The sequence below is a fragment of the Streptomyces sp. JNUCC 63 genome (assembly GCF_054366325.1).
In genome coordinates, this window is sequence record NZ_CM135963.1 from 1,209,560 (window position 1) to 1,233,253 (window position 23,694).

Annotated in this window: 7 protein-coding genes; 3 read left to right on the forward strand and 4 right to left on the reverse strand. The window is 70.1% G+C overall.

The genetic code is table 11. From position 1 onward, the window contains the following. Positions 1 to 40: 40 nt before the first annotated feature. The 4 genes from ACX25U_RS05540 to ACX25U_RS05555 are packed head-to-tail and all read right to left on the reverse strand — an operon-like array spanning position 41 to position 9,114. Complete coding sequence (locus tag ACX25U_RS05540) at positions 41 to 1,126, reverse strand: DNA helicase (RefSeq protein WP_454389412.1); 1,086 nt, start codon at positions 1,124 to 1,126, stop codon at positions 41 to 43. Beyond that, entirely contained in the window at positions 1,123 to 2,970 is a 1,848-nt protein-coding gene (drmB, locus tag ACX25U_RS05545; protein WP_454389413.1) for a DrmB family protein, read from the reverse strand. The genes ACX25U_RS05540 and drmB overlap by 4 nt, the downstream gene beginning before the upstream one ends. Then, a complete protein-coding gene (locus tag ACX25U_RS05550) occupies positions 2,967 to 6,092 on the reverse strand; it encodes a helicase-related protein (protein ID WP_454389414.1) in 3,126 nt (1,041 codons plus the stop codon). Before ACX25U_RS05550 ends, drmB begins: the two co-directional genes overlap by 4 nt. 49 nt (positions 6,093 to 6,141) lie before the next feature. Next, on the reverse strand, positions 6,142 to 9,114 hold the full coding sequence (locus ACX25U_RS05555; RefSeq protein WP_454389415.1) for a sigma-70 family RNA polymerase sigma factor: 2,973 nt from the start codon (positions 9,112 to 9,114) through the stop codon (positions 6,142 to 6,144). Positions 9,115 to 9,715: 601 nt separating this feature from the next. Here ACX25U_RS05555 and ACX25U_RS05560 point away from each other — a divergent pair. The 3 genes from ACX25U_RS05560 to ACX25U_RS05570 are packed head-to-tail and all read left to right on the forward strand — an operon-like array spanning position 9,716 to position 22,974. Continuing rightward, positions 9,716 to 15,946 (forward strand): protein kinase domain-containing protein, encoded by a 6,231-nt coding sequence (locus ACX25U_RS05560; protein WP_454394108.1) that lies wholly within the window; start codon positions 9,716 to 9,718, stop codon positions 15,944 to 15,946. Positions 15,947 to 15,976: 30 nt separating this feature from the next. Beyond that, on the forward strand, positions 15,977 to 18,943 hold the full coding sequence (locus ACX25U_RS05565) for a helicase-related protein (protein WP_454389416.1): 2,967 nt from the start codon (positions 15,977 to 15,979) through the stop codon (positions 18,941 to 18,943). Beyond that, complete coding sequence (locus tag ACX25U_RS05570; RefSeq protein WP_454389417.1) at positions 18,943 to 22,974, forward strand: Eco57I restriction-modification methylase domain-containing protein; 4,032 nt, start codon at positions 18,943 to 18,945, stop codon at positions 22,972 to 22,974. The genes ACX25U_RS05565 and ACX25U_RS05570 overlap by 1 nt, the downstream gene beginning before the upstream one ends. Positions 22,975 to 23,694 lie beyond the last annotated feature (720 nt).

The following is a 23,694-nucleotide window of genomic DNA, read 5'->3' on the forward strand; positions in this document are numbered from 1 at the left end:
TCCGGCCGGCTTCACACAAGAAGCCGGGCCCTTCCGAACGTCAGCCACGCATGAGGTCCCGCGTCGGCACCTGCGCCAGCAGCGGAGGTTCCGTCTCGCCCTCGTAGCCGAGGTGGAGTTCGCGGCGGGCACGCGTGGCCAGGACGTAGTACTGCATGCGCAGGGCTGCGGAGGTGGGGTCCTCGGACGCGTCTGTGTGGGTGTCGGGGATGACGACCGTGTCGAAGCCGAGCCCCTTGGCGCTGGCCCGGTGGACGATGACGACGCCCGGACGGCTGAGGTCGAGGTTGCGGTACTGACCGCCTTTCGCCTCGGACGTGTACAGCTGCACCTTCAGCCGTGGCGCCCGGCGTTCCAGGCTGCCCAGTACGGAGAACTGGGTGTGCTTGGAGTTGACGATCACGCCAATGGTCTCGCGCGGGTTCCGCTGGGCCAGCATGATCAGCAGGTCGGCGGCTCCGCGTTCGGGGAAGCGGTGGAGCCGTGGCGGAGGGCCCTGCCGGTCGGGCAGCACCGGCGTGCTGGTACCGGTGTGGAAGTGGGCGGCGAGGGATGCGATCTGCTGAGTGTTGCGGTGGTTGCCGTCGAGTTCGTGACGGGCGCACCGGCCCAGGCTCCGCGTGATGTCCGCGAGGGTGGAGTTGGTGTCGGTGAGCCGCTGGTACTCGTCCGCGCAGACCGTCGTACGGGCCCCCAGCATCCGGCAGAGCAGGTAGAACTCGCGAGGCAGGTCCTGGCCCTCGTCGACGACCAGGGTGAGACCGGGGACCGGGCCGGTGTCGGCGGCCCGGTCGAAGAAGGCGTTCCAGTCGTACCAGCCGTCGGCAGCGCGCAGGGCCTTGCCTCCGTACCACTCGGCGAGCCAGGAGTGCGCGGTCGTGACGCGGACCGAGCGGTCGGCTGGGCCCAGTGCGTGGGCGGCGCCGGCCAGGGACTGGCGCAGCAGGTTGGAGTAGGTCAGCAGGGTCACCGGGGTTCCGGTGAGTGCGAGCATGACGGCCCGTTGCACCGCCAGGAGGCTCTTGCCGCTGCCGGGCGGCCCGCTCACCAGGTGGTTGCCGTCGAACGGGATTTTGTCGAGGCACCCGCGCTGTTCCAGGGTGAGGCCGAGGTAGGTGATGGTCATGCCTGCTCCAGGGCGCCGGCCGCGGCGGCGCGGCCGGCGGTGACGATGGACTCCAGGTAGCCGGGCACGTGTTCGCCGCCGACGACGAGGGCCCGGTCCAGCAGTGTGTTGCCGGTTTCGCAGCTGGTCTCCGGGAGCAGCGCGCAGGCATGGCAGGCGGCACGGTTGAGGTTGCCGAAGCCCTGGCCGGTGTGTTCCGCGCACAGCGGGTCGGCCGAGCACCAGGCGGCGGCCTCGGTCATCCGCAGCAGGGTTTCCGCGAGTCGCGGCGGCTCGCCCTGGCGGACGAGGCCGCCGAGGGTGCCCTCGGCGTCTCCGGCGGCGGTGTAGACGAGGATGCCGTACTGGTCCTGCTCGGGGCGGGCGTAGATCCGCTCGCGCAGGCTGGCCGTGGTGTATCCGGACTCGAAGGAGAGCTGGCGGATCAGCAGGTGGGCGAGTGTGTGCAGCAGGACGAACCGGGGGGCGAGCTCCGGGCCGGTCAGGCTCTCCAAACGGTCCTTCTGGAAGGAGCGGTCCAGGTCGGCACGTATTCCGGCGACGCGCTTGCGCACGTCCTCGTCGTCCTCCCAGGCGGTCAGCTCGGCCCGGTTCAGGGTGAGGAAGACGCCTTCGCCGAACACTTCCACCGCGGGCAGCCACTTCAGGCGGCGGGCGGTGTCGGCGGGTACGACGGTGGCGTCCGGTGAGACCCGGGTGAAGCCGGACAGGGCACGCACCTCGCGCAGCCGGTCGGCGAGGACGACCCTGCCGAAGCGGCGGCCGAGTGAGGCCCATGGATCGGCGGTCTCGCCGGCCAGGCCGAGTGTGCTCTCGCGCAGCGCGAAGTCACGGGTGGCGGGCGGGGCGGGTGCTGTGAACGCGGCCCATTCCTCGCGGCTGAGGTCGGGTCGCGCCGAGCCGGTAGGCGCGTCGGCGGATGCCGCCGGAGCCTGCCCCGTCTCCTCGACGAGCAGGGCCTCCATGAGTGCGTCGTCGGCGCCGGTGTCCTCCTGGATCATCGTCTGGAAGACGGCGGCGCGCGGTGTCCCAGCCACCCGGCACAGCGACACCCACAGGTCGTGGTCGCGCACCTGGGCCGCGACCTCGTCGTCGGCGTGTGCCGGTACGTCCGTCTCGGGGATGTCGAGTGCGGAGTGCGTGATCGGGTAGTACAGATTGCCGGCGGTGCGCTGCACGATCTGGATCGGCCGGGCGCATTCGACGGCCTCGTTCGCCCGCTGCCAGGGGTTGCGTCCGGAGCAGCGCATGCCGTGGGTGCCGAGGATGTCGAGCAGGTCCCGGGCAGCGGCGCAGCCCTTGGCGGTGCAGGCGACGGAGAGCGCTTCGAGGCCGGAGGCCCGCTCGGACACCAGGAAGCGCAGCCTCTCCCGCTCACCGCACTGCCGGCGTTCGCCCGCGTCGCGCCGGGAGTGGGCCCAGAACCACCAGTCGACGTCGCCGAGGTGCCCGGCCTGGCAGATCTGCACGAACCGCATGGGCGCCAGGGTCCGCGTCGGCGAGCAGGACGGACAGCGCGGCGGCTGGCCGGGCTTCTCGTCGGCGATGCGCCAGCGCTTCATCCGCCGGCAGGCGCCGCAGAACAGCCAGGAGGGGAAGCGGATGTACGGTGCTCCGGGCGCGTCGGGGACGTCGAAACGGTCGTTGGCGGTCGCGGGTGCGGCGTAGAAGCCGCTGACGCCGAGCCGGGAGGCGAGCCGGGGCGACTCGATCCGCTGCTTGGCCTTCGCCGGCCAGTCGCCGATGCCGGTGGCCACGAACGACTCGCCCTGGATGTCGAAGACGGCTCCGACCCCGAACGGCAGCACCGTCTGGGACTGGCGTACGCGGAGTGTGCGGCTCACAGGTCGGCTCCCTTCACCGTCACCTGGCATTCCCGGTCGACGCTGCGCATGGAGTTCGGTGTCTCCCACAGGCCGTAGTTCTGTTCGAAGCTCTTGATCAGGTTGGACTGGCCCTTGCCCTGGCTGCGGTAGTACAGCTCGCGGCCGTCCTTGCGGGCTTCCCGTGCGGCGTCCTCCCAGTCGGCGAGGAGGCCCGCGAGTTCCTTGCGCACGGTCTCGCCGGCGCCCGGTTCGGCCGTTTCGGCGCGTGCCGCCAACTGGTCGGCGAGCTGCTCGGCCTCGGGCATCCGGTCGAGTACGTGCCCGGCCTGGTTCTCCGCGGCGAGTCCGAGCCTGTGCCGTACGAGGACGACGAGCGCGGCGTGCAGGGCACGTCGGCGGGCGGGCACGGACCAGGGTGTGACGCTGGTCGGTTCGACGTGCCGGTAGAGGGAGCGGTGGTAGACGTTGAAGGTCTCGTAGTGCGAACGGTCCCTGGGGCGGGTGGCGTTGAAGAAGGTCACGACGAGGCCGGGAACCGAGTGCCGGCCGACGCGACTGGTGGCCTGGATGTACTCGGCGGTGGTCTTCGGCTGGCCCTGCATCAGCATCAGGGCGAGCCGCTTGACGTCGACTCCGACGGACAGCATGTTCGTGCACGGCAGGAAGGACACCGACTGCGGGTCGTCCCAGGGCTTCTCCAGCCGGTCGAGCAGTACGGGCTGTTCCGCGCGGTGCAGGTTGCTGGTGAGTTCCTGGACCTGATGGTCCGTCAATGACCGTACGCCCGAACCGGAGTCGAGACCGGCCAGCTGGGCGGGGATGTCGTCGGCCGCCGCGGTGACCGTACGGCCGAGTTCGCGCAGGCTGTGGTGGTAGGCGACGAGGGTCCAGTAGGCGTCACGGTGTTCCTCGGGCAGCTCCCAGGCGCCCTGGAGCATGGCGGCGGCGGTGGCCACGGAGGCGCGGCCGGCGGTGTGTCCCTGGGCCATGACGCCGAGGTAGCGGCGGCCGGGGCGGGAGGTGTCGGGTTCGGCGAAGTAGGAGTGGCGGGCGTCGAGTCCGCCCGGCGGAAAGAGCTGGACGTCGCCGCCGTACAGGGCGCGCACCTGCTCGCCGGAGCGCCGGATGGTGGCCGTGGACGCCACCACCTTGGGCCCGGTGCCGTCGGATGTGGTGCACAGTCCGAGGACGGCCGACTCGTACAGGCCCACGGTGGTGCCGAGCGGGCCGGTGAGCAGGTGCAGCTCGTCCTGGATGACGAGCGACGGCGGCAGGTTGCCGGTGCCGGACCCGAACAGCCGTCCCGCGCGCGGCTCCCAGGCCAGCCGGGCGAACTTGTCGACGGTGCCGAGGACGAACGTCGGCGGCCGGTCGTACAGCTGCTCGTCCACGACGGCGACGGGCAGTTCGTCGTGGAACACGCACTCCTCGCGCGGGCAGAAGAAGGCGAAGGATTCCGCGGCGGCGCGCACACCGTAGTCGCCGATGTCGGGCGACTTGTGGGCGGGCAGGACGCGGGTGCCGCACCACGGGCAGCGGTCGAGGATGAACACGTCCTCGGGTGCGGCGGCCTGGCGGGCGTTGTCGAAGGCGGCGCGGGCCTTCTCATACGTGTTCGGAGTGGTGGTCTCGCCCACCCACAGGCCGATGGAGAAGGGCTCGTCGCCGTACGTCTCCGGGTCGGCGCGGCGCAGTGTCTCCAGGGCACAAACGGTGGTGGCGGCCCGCTGGAACTGCTGGGTGGTGAGCAGGCTGAGGGTGTAGCGGCTGAGTACGGCCGTGCCGCCGCCGTCGGGTTCCCGGCGCCTGAGCACCATGGTGAAGGCGGCCAGCAGCAGGTATGCCTCGGTCTTGCCACCACCGGTCGGGAACCAGATCAGGTCCGTCACGGCCCGGTCGGGGTGCCGGGGGTCCGCCGCTCCGTCCAGCGCGAGCAGGAAGAACGCCAGCTGGAAGGGGCGCCAGGAGGCGTCGGGCGCGGGCTCGGCGACGGCCGGTACGGCGTCCCGGCGGGAGCGGCGCGTACCGGCGAGGTCGGGGGCGGAGTGCCGCATCTGCAGGGCCATGGCGCGGTTGGCGGCGCGGAAGGCGTGCAGCAGTTCGGGGCGGCGCGGGTCGCACAGGGTGCGCACGCCGGACTCGATACGGGTGACGGCGGCACCTATGCGGGACAGGATGCGGTCGGCGGCCTCGCGCCCCCACTCGGGGACTTCCGTGTGGAGCTGCCCGACGTACCAGGCGCGGTAGTCGGCGGCGAACTCGGTGAGTTCCTCCCGCAGTTGCTCGACCGGAACAGTGGGGTCGGCGAGGTGGCGGAGGTTCAGCACGGGGGAGCCGCTCAGACCCGCGGCGCGTACGCCGGTGACCTCGGCCTCGGGCATGACGGCCGCCCGCAGCCCGGTCACCTCCTCGCCCGCCTCGTCGTGCAGCTCCTCGACCGCGCAGCCGTGGCCGACGGCGTGGGTGCGGACGTGCCGGTACTGCAGCCGCAGTTCCTGCTCCTCCGGGTCGCGGCTGGCCAGTCGAACGCTCGGGTACTGGAGCACACGGCCGTCCACCGGCCGCGCCTCGAGCCCCACCTGGAACAGCATCCGGTCCCAGTGGGCCGCCTTGCCGAGGGCTGCCTCGTGCCGTGCGGCGTTGACCAGGGCGACGGTGACCAGTTGTCCGGTGCCGAACGCACGTCGTCGGATGCGGAGTTCGGCGCGCCCGTCCAGGACCGGGGCGTGGTCGCGGTCGGGACCGAGGACGTGCGTCTCGGTGGGGAGCGGGATCCGCTGCCAGCTGCGTCCGCGCTCGCTGGTGCCGGCGCGGGTCTGGTAGTGGGCGGCCGTGCAACCGATCTCCACGGTGGTGGCGTCGGTGTAGAAGCTGAAACCGAGGGAGGAGGGCAGCCAGGAGTTGGACTCGGGCACGGGGTCGCCGGCCGGGGCGGTGTCCTCGGCCCTTCCCTCCGTTCCGGCTCCGTCGCGCTCCTCGGCGGCGAGGTCCAGCTGCCGCTGGAGGTCGGCCTCCTGGGGGTACAGGGTGCCCATGAGGTACTGCCGGTCGGGCGGGGCGTCGAGGATCTCCTGCTCGCCGCCGGCCGGGCCGACGAGCTGGCGTCGGAGGTAGGAGACGAGTTCTTGTCGGGGGTCCATGGTGTTCCTGGTGGTCGTGGTCGGTGACGTTCTCGGGCGGACGTACGCGTCAGGACCGGCGCCAGCGTTCCCGGAGGGAGGTGCTGCTCCGGGCCGCCTCCTGCGCGGCGACGAGCTGTGTCTGGAGGTCGCCCAGCTGCGTCTGCAGCTCGGTGATGCGCAGCCGGGCGTCGTGCTCGGTCTGCGCGATGCGCTGGACGGCTTCTCGCTCGGCTTCCTCCGCGCGTCGGCGGGCCGCCGTGACGAACAGGTCCCGCTGCTTGACCGCCTCCTCGGCCTCCCGCAGCCGCGCCTCGACCTCGGCGACCCGCACCTGGGCACCCTGGCGGTACTCCTCCCGTGCCGACGCGGCGGCGCGCTCCCGCTCGGCAACGGTCGCCTCTGCCCTGTGCAGTCTCGTCTCCAGCTCGGCGACCCGCGCCTCGGCAGCACGTTCACTCTGGGTGACAGCCGCCCGGGCCTCCCACAGCCGTGCCTCGAGATCCGCGATGCGCGCCTCGGCGCCCTCGCGGTACTCCCGCAGTCTCTGCTCCAAGGCGTGGATCCGCCCCTCGGCGCCGTCCGTCTGCCGGGCGGCCTCCTCCGCGTCTTCGGCCCTGCGCAGCAACGCCTGGTACGCCTCGTGGTGCTCCTGTTTCAGTCGCGCGGCGCGCTCCTCGGCCTGGCTCCGCACGTGCTGCTCACGGCGCTCCCGGGCCCTGTCCGCACGGCACAACAGCTCCTCCTCCAGCGCGTCGAGCTGTCTTTCGGCCTCCACCCGGGCGGCCGCGAGGCGCTCGTCGGCGGCGATCCGCTCCTCGGCAAGCCGGCGCTCGTACTCCTGCGCCAGCCGGGCGAGCTCGGCCTCGTGCTGGGCGCGGGTGGCCTCGTGCTGGGCGCGGGTGGCCTCGTGCTGGGCGCGGGCCTCGGCAAGCGGTTGGTCGGCCGTCGCGGAGGGCGGCTCCGAGGACTCCCCGGTGTCGGTCCGCGGCTCCTCGGGCACGCTCGCATCATCGCTACCCGGCGCCGGCTCGTCGCGTTCCGCCTGCGCGTCGACGAACTCGCGCAGCGCGTCGCGGACGGCGAGACGCGACTCGCTCCCCACCAGAGGTCGCTCAGCCAGGTACGCCCGGGGAGTGACCCCTACGAGGGCCTCAGCAGGCCGCTCGAAGAAGTGCTCGGGGCGCAGCCCCAGCTTCTTGAGCGCGTCGAAGACACCCTCGAGCACTTCCAGGGCCCTGATGACGTGACGGTTGAGCATGCCCCGCTGCTGCGCCGCCCGGACCACGTCGTCCGCAGCGGACGAGCCGAGCAGCACGCCCAGTTGCGGGCGCCCCACGGCCAGCAGCGCGTACTCGGCGAGCCAGGCCACCTCCCCGCCGAAGAGCGGTCGCGTCAGCGTGATGGCCTTGTCCCAGTCGGCGGCGTCCGCGGTCGGCACCGTGTCGGACTCCGGGTCGGTGTCCCCCACGGTCGCGTCAGCCGCTTCCCGCACGGGCTCGAAAACCTCGTCGGACGTCGGCGTCACCGCCTCGACGTCAGCGGTCTCCTCAGTACTCGCGGCCTCTACGGCATCCGTCGTCGTGTCGGACGTCGGACTCATCGCTCCGGCGTCAGTGACCTCCCCCACGGCGGCAGCCCCCTCACCGCCCGTCACCACCTCGACCTCCGGCACTACCGCCGCGGCCTCGGCCGCCGCCTCGGCGGTCGGCGCGTCACCGCTCGCGTCCACCACCGCGGTCCGGGCCGGCACCGCGGACACCCGTGCTTCCTCCGCGGCAGCCCTGGCAAGCCGCTCCGCCCTGGCCCTGCGGAGAGCTCGTCGGGCGCGAGCAGTGCGGGCCGCGTGGGTGGCGCGGGCGATGCGGGCCGCTCGTACCGCCTCGGCGGCCTGTTTCGCCGCCCGCTCGGCCTTCTCGCACTCGGCGTCCAGGTCCACCCCGAAGAGGCCGGCCACACGCAGCCGCTCCTTCAGCTCCGGCCGCAGCTTCACCTCCAGCTGCCGGATGCGCTCCCGGGTCACGCCGAACTCGGCTCCCAGCTCGTCCAGCGTCGACCGTTCGTCCCCGTCGAGCCCCAGCCGCCGTACGAGGATCCGGTGATCACGTCCGCTGAACGTGTTCACCACGGCCATGACCTCTGCGGCGTGCAGGGCGTCCAGCACCTGTTTCTCCACGGACGGCAATGGCTGCGTCCGCCCCACGAAATCCGCGAGCGTCGCCCCGTCGCCGATGATCCGGTCGAGGGAGTCCGTGCGCTGGCTCAGCTTCCGGACCTGCTCCACCTTCTCCAGGCTCAGGTCGCACGCCACCGCCACGTCGGCCGCGGTCGCGGGCCGTCCCTGCGCGGCCAGGGCCCGCTCGGCGTTGGCCACCTTGCGGATCTGCTCGTGCATGTGGACGGGGATGCGGATGATGGCGCCTTCGTCGGCGATGGCGCGGGTGAGCGACTGCCGGACCCACCAGGTCGCGTAGGTGGAGAACTTGTTGCCCATCCTCGGGTCGAACTTCCGAGCCGCCCGCATCAGCCCGAGCGCCCCGTGCTGGACCAGATCGTCGTAGTCGAGTCCCTGTTCCAGATGCGACCGCACAATGGAGTGCACGAGCCGCAGATTGTGCACCACGAGACAGTCGCGGGCTCGGACGCGAAGGTCGTCCCTCGGCAGCGCCTTCAGTTCGTCCTCGTCGGCTTCCTGCTCGATCCGGTCCACTCCGCCCCTCAGCAGGACGGCCAGCCCCACCTCGGCTTCGGCGCTCAGCAGCCGTCTCTCCGGCCGCCGTTCGAGCCGGTCGGCCTCCAGCACGGCCATCGCGGCCGCCACGGCGTCGGCGAGGTCGTTGCCCGCCGCGGCCTCGACTTCGCCCGGCGTGGTCGAGACAGCGGGGGCCTCACGGGATTCCTGGGATGCCTCCGAACCATCGGACTCCCCCTCCGCGGCACCGTCCGGATCCCGCAGCACACTGGCCCCCGCCCGCAGCTCCGCGGCTTCCCGGCTGTCGAGCCCCGCCAGCCGTACGACGCCCTCAAGAGCCCGGGACGTCACGCACCCCGCATCGTCGCCGTACCGCGACAGCAAGGCTCGCGCAAGCGCGACACGCGTGGACACAATTTCCTCACTTGAATGTGCAACCTTTTCACCGCCAAGCGAGTCAGAGTCTGCGTGCATGTGCAAATCCCGCACGGGCAGCCCCAGCCGGGCGAGCTCGCTGCGCAACCGGTCCCGTTCGCCGTCGCCCAAGGCGAGCGCTCGCACGCCCTGAAGAAACTCACGTTCGGGCACCACGCCGTGCACCGCGGCACGCCGCAGTTGCTTCAGCAGGTCACCCAGCGCGGCCTTCGACACGGACGCGCCGGATCCTCCGGCCAGTTGACGCCCCAAGGCCTCCACCCCCAACCCGATTGCACGCCAGAGCGTAGCCCCAACACGTTAACAACGTCAACACATATGAGGTCTAGAAAAGCTGGCAACCCTCGTGTACAGTGCCGGTGACTGTGCTCCCTGAAGGGAAGTCAGCGGAGCACGGCACACCGAGGGGCGGGCGAGTCCCCGCGCGGGGCAGCGGAGCGAGGGAAGAGGGGCGGCTGTGGGCCAGGGGCTGATCGATGGCAGGTTCCGCATCGGGCAGGTCATCGGCAAGGGCAACATGGGGGAGGTTCACCGGGCCGAGGATCTCCAGGCCCCGGAGGGCAGCGCCGAGCGCGCGGTCGCCGTGAAGACGATCCTGCGCCGCCGCACGGGCGCCCTGATCGACACCGGCGCGGACCCCAAGTCGGCGGAGCGCTTCGCGCGCGAGGTCCGCATCATGCGCCGCCTCGAGCATCCGAACCTGACGCGACTCGTCGCCGGTGGGGTCAGCGACGAGGGACTGCCCTACCTGGCGATGGAGTTCCTGGACGGCGAGACACTGCGCGACCTCATAGAGGAGGAGCGCCAGCTGCCCATGTCGTGGGTGGCCGCGATCGGCGCACAGATGGCCGACGGCCTCGCCGCCGCCCACGCCGCCGACGTGGTGCACCGCGACCTGAAGCCCGCGAACGTCATGCTGACCCGCGGCGGAATCGTCAAGGTCCTCGACTTCGGCATGGGTCGCATCGCCGACGACCCGGACGAGGCACGGCTGACCAGCACAGGTGTCAGCCTCGGCACCGCCCGCTACATGGCGCCCGAGCAGTTCCAGGCCCGCCAGGTCACCCAGGCCGCCGACCTGTACGCGCTCGGCTGTGTGCTGTACGAGATGCTCGTCGGCGTACCGCCCTTCGTCAGCGAGTCGCGCTTCGAGCTCGCACGCAAGCATGTCGAGACCGATCCGACTCCCCTCGGCGTCATCCGCGGCGGGATCCCCGCCGAGCTGATCCGCCTCGTCGGCCGGCTGCTCGCGAAGGACCCGGCCGACCGCCCCGCGAACGCGGCCGAAGTCCGCGACGCCCTGCACCCGCTGGCCGTGCGGGACGGGGACACCCCTCAGCTCCCCCACTGGAGCGCCTTCGACCCGACCCGGCACCTGGCCGCCACCATCGCCCGCACCGCCGCTGCCCCGTCCACGCCCGCCCCGCGGCCCGCGCCGGTCACCGCCTCCGGCACCGCGATGGACGTCTTCGGCGTGCACCGCGCGCTCATCAAGGACTACCGCTCCTTCACCGAGGGCGGCACCGTGATCCGCGACGACCGCGTCGCCGCGTTCGTGGAGAAGGACCTCGACGACAAGGCGCAGTGGCCGGACCCGTGGCTGTCGCTCAACCCGTTCTTCCAGAGCGGCGGCACGGTCGCCGAACTGGTCGGGGAGAAGGTGCTGCACCCGGAGTGCGCCCGCATCTTCCAGGCGGGCAAGACGGAGGGAGGCACGGTCCCGGACGGCCGACCGCTCACCCTCCACCGCCACCAGCGCGAGGCCATCGACGCCGCCGCGCGCGGCGCCTCGTACGTGCTGACCACCGGCACCGGTTCCGGCAAGTCGCTGTCCTACATCGTTCCGATCGTGAACCGGGTGCTTCATGAGCGGGACTCCGAGGGCCCGAAGGCCGTCAAGCGGGTGCGCGCCATCATCGTGTACCCCATGAACGCGCTGGCGAACAGTCAGCTCAAGGAGCTGGAGAAGTACCTCCGCGACGGCTACGGCCAGGGCCGCGAACCGGTCACCTTCGCCCGCTACACGGGCCAGGAGGACGACGAGAAGCGCAGGGAGATCCGCGACAACCCGCCGGACATCCTGCTCACCAACTACGTGATGCTGGAGCTGATGCTGACCCGGCCGGCGGACCGGGCCAGCCTCATCAAGATGGCCAAGGGCCTGGAGTTCCTGGTCTTCGACGAGCTGCACACCTACCGCGGCCGGCAGGGCGCCGACGTGGCCCTGCTCATCCGCCGGGTCCGCGAGGCCTGCCAGGCCCCGGACGTGCAGTGCATCGGCACCTCGGCGACCATGTCGACCGAGGGCACCGTCGAGGACCAGAAGAAGGTCGTCGCCGGTGTGGCGAGCACCCTGTTCGGTACGGCGGTCAGCCCGGAGCACGTCATCGGCGAGACGCTGGTCCGCGCAACCGGCGAGGCACCCGACACCGTCCCCGCCGAGCGCCTGACCGCGCCGGCCGCGCCCCGCGCGTACGCCGACCTGGTGCGCGACCCGCTGGCCCGCTGGATCGAGACGCGCTTCGGCCTGGCCACGGACGGGGCGACGGGCCGGCTGGTGCGCCGGCAGCCCACGAAGATCGAGGTCGCGGCGCGCGAGCTGGCCGAGCGGTCCGGCGTCGCCAAGGACGACTGCGTGCAGGCCATCGAGGCGACCCTCGAAGCCGGTTCGCAGGCCCGCCACCCGGTCACCGAGCGCCCGCTGTTCGCGTTCCGGCTGCACCAGTTCCTCTCCAAGGGCGACACCGTCTACGTCACCCTGGAGGACAAGCTCTCCCGCCACCTCACCCGCTCCTACCAGCTGGAACAGCCGGGCAGCGGCGGCAAGCTGCTGATGCCGCTGGCGTTCTGCCGGGAGTGCGGCCAGGAGTACCTGACGGTCTGGCGCACCGAGAAGGACGGCGAGGTCCGCTACGAGGCCCGCCGGGACACCTCCGCCACGGGCGGGCGGCAGGGCGACGGCTACCTCTACATCGACGACGAGCGCGCCTGGCCCTCCAGCGTCCAGTACGCCGTCGACGACCGCCGCCTGCCGGAGTCCTGGCTGGAGCTGGACGGCGGGGGCCAGGAGGTCGTCAAGAAGACGTACCGCGACCGGGTGCCGCGCGCCGTGACGGTCGACCCGCTCGGCTACGAGGGCCGGGGCGAGCTGCGGGCCGCGTTCATCCCGTCGCCGTTCCTGTTCTGCCTGCACTGCGGGGTGGCCTACGAGCAGACGCGCGGCCGGGACTTCGCGAAGCTGGCGACGCTGGACCAGGAGGGCCGGTCGTCGGCGACCTCCCTCATCTCCGCGTCGGTGGTGCGGTCCCTGAAGTCCGTGCCGGAGGAGGCGCTGGACAAGGAGGCGCGCAAGCTCCTCACCTTCGTCGACAACCGGCAGGACGCCTCCCTCCAGGCCGGCCACTTCAACGACTTCGTGCAGATCACCCAGTTGCGGGGGGCCCTGTACCGGGCCGCCCTGGACGCGGGCGGGGACGGCCTCACCCACGAGGAGCTGGCCTCCGCGGTGACGAACGCGCTCGCGATCGCCCCCGTGGACTACACCGGCGACGCCGACCAGCCCCCGTCGCTGGCCCGCGCCGCGGCGAAGACGCTGCGTGACGTGATCGCCTTCCGCCTCTACCTCGACCTGGAGCGCGGCTGGCGCATCACCATGCCGAACCTGGAGCAGACGGGTCTGCTGGAGATCGACTACGCCGACCTGCAGTGGGTGGCCGACAAGCAGGACCGCTGGGCGGACACCCACGCGGCGCTGCGGGACGCCGACCCGGCGCTGCGGGCCGAGATCATGAAGGCGCTGCTCAACGAGATGCGCCGTTCGCTCGCCATCGACGTGTCCTACTTCCGCGACGACTACGACGCGTTGCAGCGGGCGAGCGAGGAACGGCTGGTGGACCCGTGGGTGCTGTCGGCCTCCGACCGCCCGAGCGTCGGCACCGCCTACCCGCACCCGTCGGGCCGCGGACTGGACCGCTCAGGCCTGTTCCTGTCGGCGCGCGGCAAGTTCGGCAAGTACCTCAGGCGCGCCGACACCTCGTTCAAGAAACTTCCCCCCGAGGACCTGCAGCTGGTCATCGCGGAGCTGCTGAAGGTTCTGGTTGCGGGCGGCCTGGTGAAGGAGGTGGCGGAGGCCCCGCAGCGCGCGGGCCGCTACCGCAGGCCCAGCACGCCGGCCACGACCGGTTACCGGGTCGCGGCCCAGTCGCTGATCTGGCGGGCGGGCAAGGGCGAGACGGGTGCGCACGACCCGTTGACGCGCACCTACCCGAGCGGCGACGGCCCGCGGGTGAACACGTTCTTCCGGGACCTGTACAAGGATGCGGCGAGCGCGCTGGCCGGCCTGTTCGCCCGCGAGCACACCGCCCAGGTCGCGCCGGAGGAGCGGGAGCGGCGCGAAGAGGCGTTCCGCAAGGCGGAGCTGAAGCTGCTGTACTGCTCCCCCACGATGGAGCTGGGCGTCGACATCTCCTCCCTCAACGCGGTGATGATGCGCAACGTGCCGCCCACGCCCGCCAACTACGCCCAGCGCTCGGGCCGCGCGGGCCGCAGCGGCCAGCCCGCGCTGGTGACGACGTACTGCGCGACGGGCAACAGCCACGACCAGTACTACTTCCGCCGCTCGGAGCGCATGGTCGCGGGCGCGGTGGCCCCGCCGCGCCTGGACCTCGCCAACGAGGACCTCGTCCTCTCCCACCTCCAGGGCATATGGATCGCGGAGGCCGGTCTGAAGCTGGGCCGCGCGATACCCGAGCTCCTGGACGTGTCGTACCCGGACACCGGCGACCGCCCCGACCCCGCGCTGGAGCTGCTGCCCGACATCCTCGACGCCTCCCTGGACGAGAGCGCGCAACACCGCACGGTGGACGCGGCGCTGCGGGTGCTCGGCCCGCTGCTGCCGGACTTCGCGGACACCACGTGGTGGCACGACGACTGGATCCAGGACCGGGTGCGCACGGTGCCGGAGCGGTTCGACCGGGCCTTCGACCGGTGGCGGCAGCTGTTCCGCGCCGCGCTCGACGACCAGTACATCCAGAACAAGCGCCGCCTGGACTACAGCCTCACCGAAACCGACCGCAACCGCGCCAACGCCCGCCGCCGCGAGGCGGAGACGCAGCTGACCCTGCTGATGAACGAGAGCGTCGACAGCCGGTCGGTCCTGTCCGACTTCAACCCCTACCGCTACCTCGCCTCCGAGGGCTTCCTGCCCGGCTACAGCTTCCCGCGCCTGCCGCTGGCCGCCTACATCCCGACGATCGGCCGCCGCCGCGGCGACGGCGACTACCTCCAGCGGCCCCGCTTCCTCGCCATCCGCGAGTTCGGCCCCGGCGCGCTGATCTACCACGAGGGCGCCCGCTACCAGGTGACCCGCATCCAGCTACCGCCGGACTCCTCCGGCGACCTGGCGACCAGCGAGGCCCGCCGCTGCGCCCAGTGCGGCTACCACCACGACCCGGCCGAGCGCCAGGACCGCTGCCAGATGTGCGACGAGCCGCTGGGCGCGGCCACGCACGGCCTGCTGCAGCTCCACACCGTCTACACCACGCGCCGGGAGCGGATCTCCTCCGACGAAGAGGAGCGGCGCCGGGCCGGCTTCCGCCTGGAGACGTCGTACCGCTTCCAGGACCACGGCGCCCGCAAGGGCCGCCTCAACGCCTCCGTCGCACAGGCCTCGGGCGCGCCGCTGGCCGACCTGGCGTACGGCGACTCGGCGACCGTCCGCATCACCAACCTCGGCCGGGTGCGGGCCAAGCGGGACGAGCCGCCGGGCTACTGGCTCGACCTCGCCGACGGCCGCTGGATGACCGACAAGGACGCGGCGGAGGCGTCGGGCGACTTCAGCGAGCTGGACAAGGTCGACGCGGACGGCAACGAGCGGCGCCGCAAGAAGCGGGTCATCCCCTACGTGGAGGACCGCCGCAACATCCTCGTCGTCACCCTCGACGAGCCGCTGCCCGAGCCGGAGGCGCTCTCCCTCATGTACGCGCTGGAGCGGGGCATCGAGGCCGCGTTCGAGCTGGAGGACGCCGAGCTGTCCAGCGAGCTGCTGCCGCCGGACGGCGGGCCCCGCGACCGGCTGCTGTTTACGGAGGCGGCCGAGGGCGGCGCGGGCGTGCTGCGCCGCCTCCAGGCGGAGCCGGACGCCCTGGCGAAGGCGGCCCGGTACGCCCTGTCGATCTGCCACTTCGACGAGGCCGGCAACGACCTCGACGGCCCGCACCCGGACCGGCCGTGCGCCCGCGGCTGCTACGAGTGCCTGCTGACGTACGGCAACCAGCTCGACCACGCGCTGATCAACCGCCACTCGGCGCGGGAGTTGCTGGTGCGGTTCGCCTCGGCGACGGCGGAGCGCGAGTCGCGCGGGGAGTCGCGGTCGGAGCAGTACCGCCGCCTGCTCGACCAGGATCCCGCGGCACCGACCGCGGTCGAGTCGTCGACCGCCGCCGAACTGGCCGCGCAGGGCGACTTCCTGGGCTGGGCGAAGGCGCGCGGACTGAACCTCCCGGACGAGGCGGGCCCGTTCCTCACCGAGGCGAACGCGATGCCGGACTTCGTGTACCGGCGCCCGGGCGGGAACGTGGCCGTCTTCGTGGACACACCCGACAAGGAACAGGACACCTTCCGGGACGAGGACGCCGAGGACCGTCTCTTCAACGCCAGTTGGGACGTCGTCCGCTTCCCGCTCGGCGCCGACTGGGACGCCATCGCCGCCGCCAACACCCGCTACTTCGGCACCCCTGCCGCCAACTGACCATCCGTTCCAGAGGACTTGAAAACACACATGGCACTCACGTACTCCGCCGGTTCCCTGGTGAAGGCCCGCGGTCGCGAATGGGTGGTGCTCCCCGAGAGCGAGCCCGACCTGCTCGTCCTGCGCCCGCTCGGCGGTTCGGACGACGACATCGCCGCCGTGTTCCCGGTGTTCGAGACGGTCGAGGAGGCGAGGTTCGCTCCGCCGGAGCCGAGCGACCTCGGCGACCAGCGGGCGGCCGGCCTGCTGCGCACCGCCCTGCGCATCGGCTTCCGCTCGGGCGCGGGCCCGTTTCGCTCGCTCGCCGGCATCGCGGTGGAGCCGCGCGCGTACCAGCTCGTCCCGCTGCTGATGGCGCTGCGTCAGAAGACGGTCCGCATGCTGATCTCCGACGACGTCGGCATCGGCAAGACCGTCGAGGCGGGCCTGATCGCGAGCGAACTGCTCGCGCAGGGCGAGGCGTCGGGCCTGGCGGTGCTGTGCTCACCCGCCCTGGCGGAGCAGTGGCAGCAGGAGCTGCGCAGCAAGTTCGGCATCGACGCGGAGCTGGTGCTGGCGTCGACGGTCACCCGTCTGGAGCGCGGCCTGGACCTGGGCCAGTCCCTCTTCGACCGCTACCCCAACGTCATCGTCTCCACGGACTTCATCAAGTCCCCGCGCCACCGCGACGACTTCGTACGCCACTGCCCCGACCTGGTGATCGTCGACGAGGCGCACACCTGCGTGGCCGCCGACGACGCCTCGACGGGCTCGCAGAACCAGCTCCGCTACGAGCTGCTGCGCCGTGTCGCCGAGGACGCCGAGCGGCACCTGCTGCTGGTGACGGCCACCCCGCACAGCGGCAAGGAGTCCGCGTTCCGCAACCTGCTGGGCCTGGTCAAGCCCGAACTGGCCCACGTGAACCTGGAGTCGGAGGCGGGCAGGAAGCTGCTGGCCCGGCACTTCGTGGCCCGCAAGCGCGCGGACGTGCGCCAGTACCTCACCAAGGAGGACGGCCTGGCCGACGACTCGCTCGCCGAGCGCACCGCGTTCCCCTTGGACCGCTACTTCAAGGACGAGACGTACAAGCTGTCCCCGGAGTACCGGACCCTGCTGGACGACGCGATCGCCTACGCGAGCGAGCGGGTGGAGGAGGCGGACAGCCGGGGCCGGCGCGAGGCACGAATAGCCTGGTGGTCGGCGATCGCGCTGCTCCGCTCACTGGTGTCCTCGCCGCGTGCCGCAGCCCAGACGCTGCGGACGCGGTCGGCGGCGGCGGTCGCGTCGTCGGCAGAGGAGGCCGACAAGTTGGGCGCCCCGCTCAACAGCGACGCCGCCGACAGCGACTCGATGGAGGGCATGGACGTAGCGCCCGGCGCGGAGATCGAGGAGGACGACCCGCGCTCGCGCCTGGCCGAACTCGCCGACCGCGCCGAGGAGCTGGAGGGCCCGGCGAAGGACCTCAAGCTGAAGGCGCTGATCAAGCACCTCAAGGCGCTGCTCGCCGACGGCTACAACCCGATCGTCTTCTGCCGCTACATCCCGACGGCCAAGTACCTGGCCGAGCAGCTGGCGAACGACCCGGAGACGAAGAAGCGCGGCCCGCTCGGCGCGAAGACGGTGGTCAAGGCGGTCACCGGTGAACTCTCCCCGCAGCAGCGCATCGACAACATCGAGGCGCTGGCGGCGGAGGCCGGCGAGGACGCCGCCGCACGCCGCGTGCTGATCGCCACGGACTGCCTGTCGGAGGGCGTGAACCTCCAGCACTACTTCGACGCCGTGATCCACTACGACCTGGCGTGGAACCCCACCCGCCACGACCAGCGCGAGGGCCGCGTCGACCGCTACGGCCAGCGCCGCGACGAGGTCCGCGTCATCACCCTGTACGGCGACGACAACGGCATCGACGGCAAGGTCCTCGAAGTCCTCATCAAGAAGCACCGCCAGATCAAGAAGGACCTGGGCATCTCGGTGTCGGTCCCGGACGAGCTGTCGACCGGCGTGACGGACGCGATCGTGGAGTGGCTGCTGATGCGCGGCCGCGAGAACGAGGACGCCCTGTTCAGCGCGGACGCGTTCAAGGTGAGCACGGCGAAGCTGGACAGCGACTGGAACTCGGCGGCGGAGAGGGAGAAGGCCTCCCGTTCCCGGTTCGCGCAGCGCTCGATCCACCCGGAGGAGGTGGCCCGCGAGGTCGCCGCGATCCGGGAGGCGCTGGGCGGCACGGGCGAGGTGAAGACGTTCGTACGGGAGTCCCTGGGCGCGCTGGGCGCGGTGCTGCGAGGTGCGGCCGAGCCCGACGACTTCACGGCCCAGGTGGGCGGCACGCCGGCGGGCCTGCGGGACGCCCTCGCCACGGCCGTGGGCGCGGAGGTGATCGAGCAGGACCGCCCGATCCCGTTCCGAACGGACCCGGCGGTGGCACGGGGCGAGGCGGCGCTGGTGCGGACGGACCCGGTCGTGGGCGCGCTCGCGTCACATGTCCTGAACGCGGCGCTGGACGCACAGGCGGACGGCGCACGCCCGGCACGCCGCTGCGGCGTGATCACGACGGACGCGGTGACGACGCGGACGACGCTGCTGCTGGTCCGCTACCGCTTCCACCTCACCCTGCCGTCGCGGAGCGGCGAGAAGCAGCTGGTCGCGGAGGACGCGAGACTGCTGACCTTCGAGGGCTCCCCGAAGAACGCGGTGTGGCTGTCGCAGGAGCGCGCCGCGGCCCTGCTGGACGCGACGGCGTCCGAGAACACGGACCCGCACTTCGGCGAGCGCATGATGAAGCGCATCCTCGACCAACTCCCCGAGGTCAACGGCTACTTGGAGTCGTACGGCGAGGAACTGGCCGCCGAGCTGGACGCCTCCCACCGCCGGGTGCGCCAGGCCTCCGGCGAGATCGTCCGTGGCCTGTCGGTGACGGCCCAGAAGCCGGCCGACGTCCTGGGCGCGTACCTCTATCTGCCCGCCAACCCCACTGCTTCCTCCCCTGCCCCTGCTGCTGTCTCTGGAGCGTCCGCCTGATGTCCGCCACGACTCGCCACCAGGTGTTCACCGCCGTCCACACGGTCGGAGGGCTGCTGCCGGCCGACATGCTGCTGCGCATCTCCGATGGCAAGGACGTCCCGGGCTCCAAGCCCGCCGACTACGGCCTGCCGTCGTCCCGTTCGGTACGGGACGAGGCGGAGCGCAGCTGGGAGTACCTGAAGCCGCTCTGGCGCGAGCTGCGCAAGCACCTCCCCGAGGACCGGGAGACGGGCCTGCCCGCCACGGACCCCACGGGCCGTGCGGCTGCCGACTGGCTGGCGCCGCTGTGGCGGGAACTGGGCTTCGGCCGCCTGACGCCGATCGGTACGGAGGGCGTCCGGGCCGACTCGGACACGGAGAAGCGGTTCGAGGTCACGCACCGCTGGCAGCACGCGCTCATCCACCAGACACCGTGGAACGCCAACCTGGACAAGCGCCCGGGCGGCGCGGGCACGGTCCCGCCGCAGTCGATGCTCCAGGAGTGCCTGAACCGGACCGAGGCCCACCTGTGGGGCGTCCTGACCAACGGCCGCCAGGTACGTCTGCTGCGCGACTCCAGCGCGCTGGCCACGGCGTCGTACGTCGAGTTCGACCTCGAGGCGATCTTCGACGGCGAGCTGTTCAGCGAGTTCGTGCTGCTGTACCGGCTGCTGCACGTGTCGCGCTTCGAGGTCGCGGAGGACGCGGCGCCGTCGACGTGCTGGCTGGAGAAGTGGCGCACAGAGGCAATCGCGCAGGGCACGCGGGCGCTGGACCAGCTCAGGAAGGGCGTCCAGCGGGCGATCACGACCCTCGGCACGGGCTTCCTGAAGCACCCGGACAACCGGGAGCTGCGCGAGACGCTGGAGGTGAAGACCTTCCACTACGCGCTGCTGCGCCTGGTCTACCGCCTGCTGTTCCTGTTCGTGGCCGAGGACCGCGAGGTCCTGCTGTCCCCGTCGGCGGACGAGACGGCGAAGGAGCGCTACGCCGCGTACTTCTCGTCGGCCCGCCTGCGCCGGCACGCCCAGCGACGCCGGGGCACGGCCCACGGCGACCTGTACCAGGCCCTGCGCCTGGTCCTCTCGGGCCTGGGCAACGACGACGGCCTCCCGGAGCTGGGCCTGCCCGGCCTGGGCGGCATCTTCGACGACACGGAGGCGGACAAGGTCCTGCACCGCCTGTCCCTGTCGAACGAGCCGCTGCTGGAGGCGGTACGGGCGCTGTCGATCGTCCGGGACACGAACAGCAAGCGCAACCGGGTGGTCGACTACCGCCACCTGGACGCGGAGGAGCTGGGCTCCATCTACGAGTCCCTGCTGGAACTGGTCCCCCAGCACAACGCGACCGAGCGCACCTTCGAACTGGTCGAGCTGGCGGGCAACGCGAGGAAGACGACGGGCTCGTACTACACCCCGTCCTCCCTCATCGAGTGCCTGCTGGACTCGGCGCTGGACCCGGTCATCGACGACGCGGTCAAGCGCGGCGAGATCCGCGCGACGCGCTCGGGCCAGCCGGACCCGGGCCCGGCCATCGTCGAGGAACTGCTGAACCTGACGGTCTGCGACCCGGCCTGCGGCTCGGGCCACTTCCTGGTGGCTGCGGCTCGCCGCATCGCGAAGCGGGTGGCTGCGGTACGGGAGCAGAACCCGGAGCCGACGATCGACGCGGTGCGGCACGCCCTGCACGAGGTCGTCGCGCGGTGCATCTACGGCGTGGACCTCAACCCGATGGCGGTCGAGCTGGCCAAGGTGTCGCTGTGGCTGGAGGCCCTGGAACCGGGCAAGCCGCTGGGCTTCCTGGACGCCCACATCAAGCACGGCAACGCGCTGATCGGAGCCACGCCGACGCTGCTGGCCAAGGGCATACCTGATGACGCCTTCAAGCCCATCGAGGGCGACGACAAGAAGATCGCGTCGGCCATCAAGAAGCGGAACGCCAAGGAGCGCGGCGGCCAGCTGAGCTTCCACACGGAGGAGCGCATCTGGGTCTCCAACGCCTCCTTCGCGGCAAGCCTGCGCGACATCACCGCCGCCCCGGCCAACACCCTGCGCGACGTCCGGCTCCAGTCCAGCCGCTTCCGCGACCTGGAGCAGTCCGCGGACTATCTCCGGGCCCTGCACATCAGCGACGCCTGGTGCGCCGCCTTCGTCTGGCCCAAGGTCCAGGGTGCGCCGACCCCGGTCACCGAGGGCGTCTTCCGGGACCTCCAGAGCGCGGGCGCGGGCATCCCTGTGAGCACGAACGAGGAGATCATCCGCCTCGCCCAGCAGTACAAGTTCTTCCACTGGCATCTGGAGTTTCCAGACGTCTTCACCGTCTCGGAGACTGCGGACGGCGACGTCGATCAGTCCACTGGGTGGGCTGGGGGCTTCTCCTGTGTGCTGGGCAACCCGCCGTGGGAGCGCATCAAGCTGCAAGAACAGGAGTTCTTCGCTCAGCGAGACGTGGAAATCGCCAACGCCCAGAACGCGGCCGCTCGTAAGAAGCTGATCACGGCCTTGCCAGTGATGAACCCGGACCTCTTCGCCGAGTTCAGCGCGGCCAAGCGCCGGTCCGAGGGCGAGAGCCACTTCATGCGCAACAGCGGGCGTTACCCTCTCACGGGCCGCGGCGATATCAACACGTACGCTGTTTTTGCCGAAACGGACCGCATACTGATGGGACCGCTTGGGCGAATGGGAATAATCGTGCCGACTGGGATAGCCACAGACGCCACGACACAGTTTTTCTTCCGAAGCCTGGTTGAATCTTCACAACTGGTCAGCCTTTTCGATTTCGACAACAAGGAATCGATCTTCCCAGGAGTAGGAGCAGTCGTAAGGTTCTGCCTGTTGACAATTTCTCGACTCAAAGTGCATGAGACTCAAACATCGTTCCTGTCGCGTCGCACTGAAGAGGTCCGAAGCTCCGATCGACTGGTAACACTTTCCCCTGACCAAATCCTACGATTGAATCCCAATACTGGTACGCTGACCGCCTTCACGGATGCCCGCGCGGCCAGAATCCTGACTTCGATTTACGAAAGCGTCCCAATTTTTTCTAGCAACCGGGCGACCCAAGACAGTTGGCCCCTGACCTGGGGAACGATGTTCCACATGTCGAATGACTCACACTTGTTCCACGCCCGCGAGGACATGGAAGAAAAGGGATGGCAACTGGCGGGAGCAAAACTAGCGAAAGAAGAAAAGAAACTAATTCCCCTCTACGAGCCCAAGAATTTTCAAATTTACGACCACAGGTTCGGCACCTTTGACGGCGTCTCGCGCGAGGTTCGATTCACACGTAAGGCCCCGACTGTGCCAATTGACCACGAAGACCCAGAGGTGGAGATCACTCCACGCTATTGGGTACCAGAAGAGCAATTCCATGAGAAGTGGCAAACGGGGCACGACTGGGCTATCGCGCTGAGAAATATGACGAACCCAGTGACGAATGCGCGAACTGCCGTGTTCTGCATCGCCCCCGCTGCAGCTTTTGGAGATGGCGCTCCGATTCTTTGGTCTGACCTCAGCGCCAGTCAACATTCGCTCGTCATGGCCAATTTCGGCTCCTTCATATTTGACTTTATCGTCAGGCAAAAGATCACAGGCGGCCATCTGACACAGTTTCTTTTGCGTCAGATCCCTGTACTTCCCCCTAACGGGCTGGCTCTGCACGCAAGTTTCATCGTGCCGCGCGTACTGGAACTGACTTATACGAGCTACGCCATGAAATCATTCGCTCGTGATATGGGCGACGAAGGCACTCCTTTCCGCTGGGAAGAGCCCCGCCGCGAAATAATCCGTGCCGAGCTGGACGCTCTGTTCTTCCACCTCTATGAGATCTCCCGAGAGGATACAGACTACATACTCGACACGTTTCCTATCGTGATGCGGAAGGATAAGGCCAAGTACGGCTCTTACCGCACCAAGGAGCTGATACTTGCCGAGTACGACCGCATGTCTGCCTCGGGTCTTACCCTTAAAAATCCGATCCTGGACAATGAGAGCTACATCTCCACTCTCGTTCCGCTCCCGGGTCGTGGGCCGCGCCACCCGGCTTCCTGACGATCGCGAACGCTGTGAGGTCGACCACACCAACCTGACATGCGTGGTCGACCTCACAGCAAGCATCAACTGATGACGTCTCTGAATCCCACCGGTAGTGTTACCTCATGACAGCCGCGCATCTCATCGTCATCAGTGATCGAAACGCTCTGAGTTGGGTGCTCACTGAACAACGCATGGCGTTCCCCTCAGGTAGAGCTAGTGAGTCCCGAAAAATCACCGAAGGTGACGAGTTGTTCATTTACAGCACTCGCGGCTGCTTCCGTAACCCTACGCGAGACATTGGACGAGTCATCGCCACTGCCACAGTCACCACTCCAGTGCGTGTTCTAGAGAAGCCACTGGTTTTTGGAGCACGCCGCTTCACCGTTGGCTGTAACTTGACCATCCAAGAACTCGCGCCCTTTCGGGAAGGTCTCTCTCTCCGTGACCATGTCCATCGCCTTTCCGTTTTCCCTGACCCAAAGACCTGGAGCGTGCGAATGCGTCGAGCTTCCCTCACTCTGCCGCTCTCGGACGCCGTATACCTGCGCGAAGCACTACGCCCCTTCCTTCAACCGTACTCGACAGTAGTAGACGCTTACCGCTGGCCTCAATAAACACGGCGATCACTAGTTCCTCGTACTAACCTCGATCTTTCATGACGGCCTACCGACTAGGGCGATTTCAAAATTAGTTTGACCTTGTAGGCGTCGAGATCGCGACGGTGTGACAATGTTC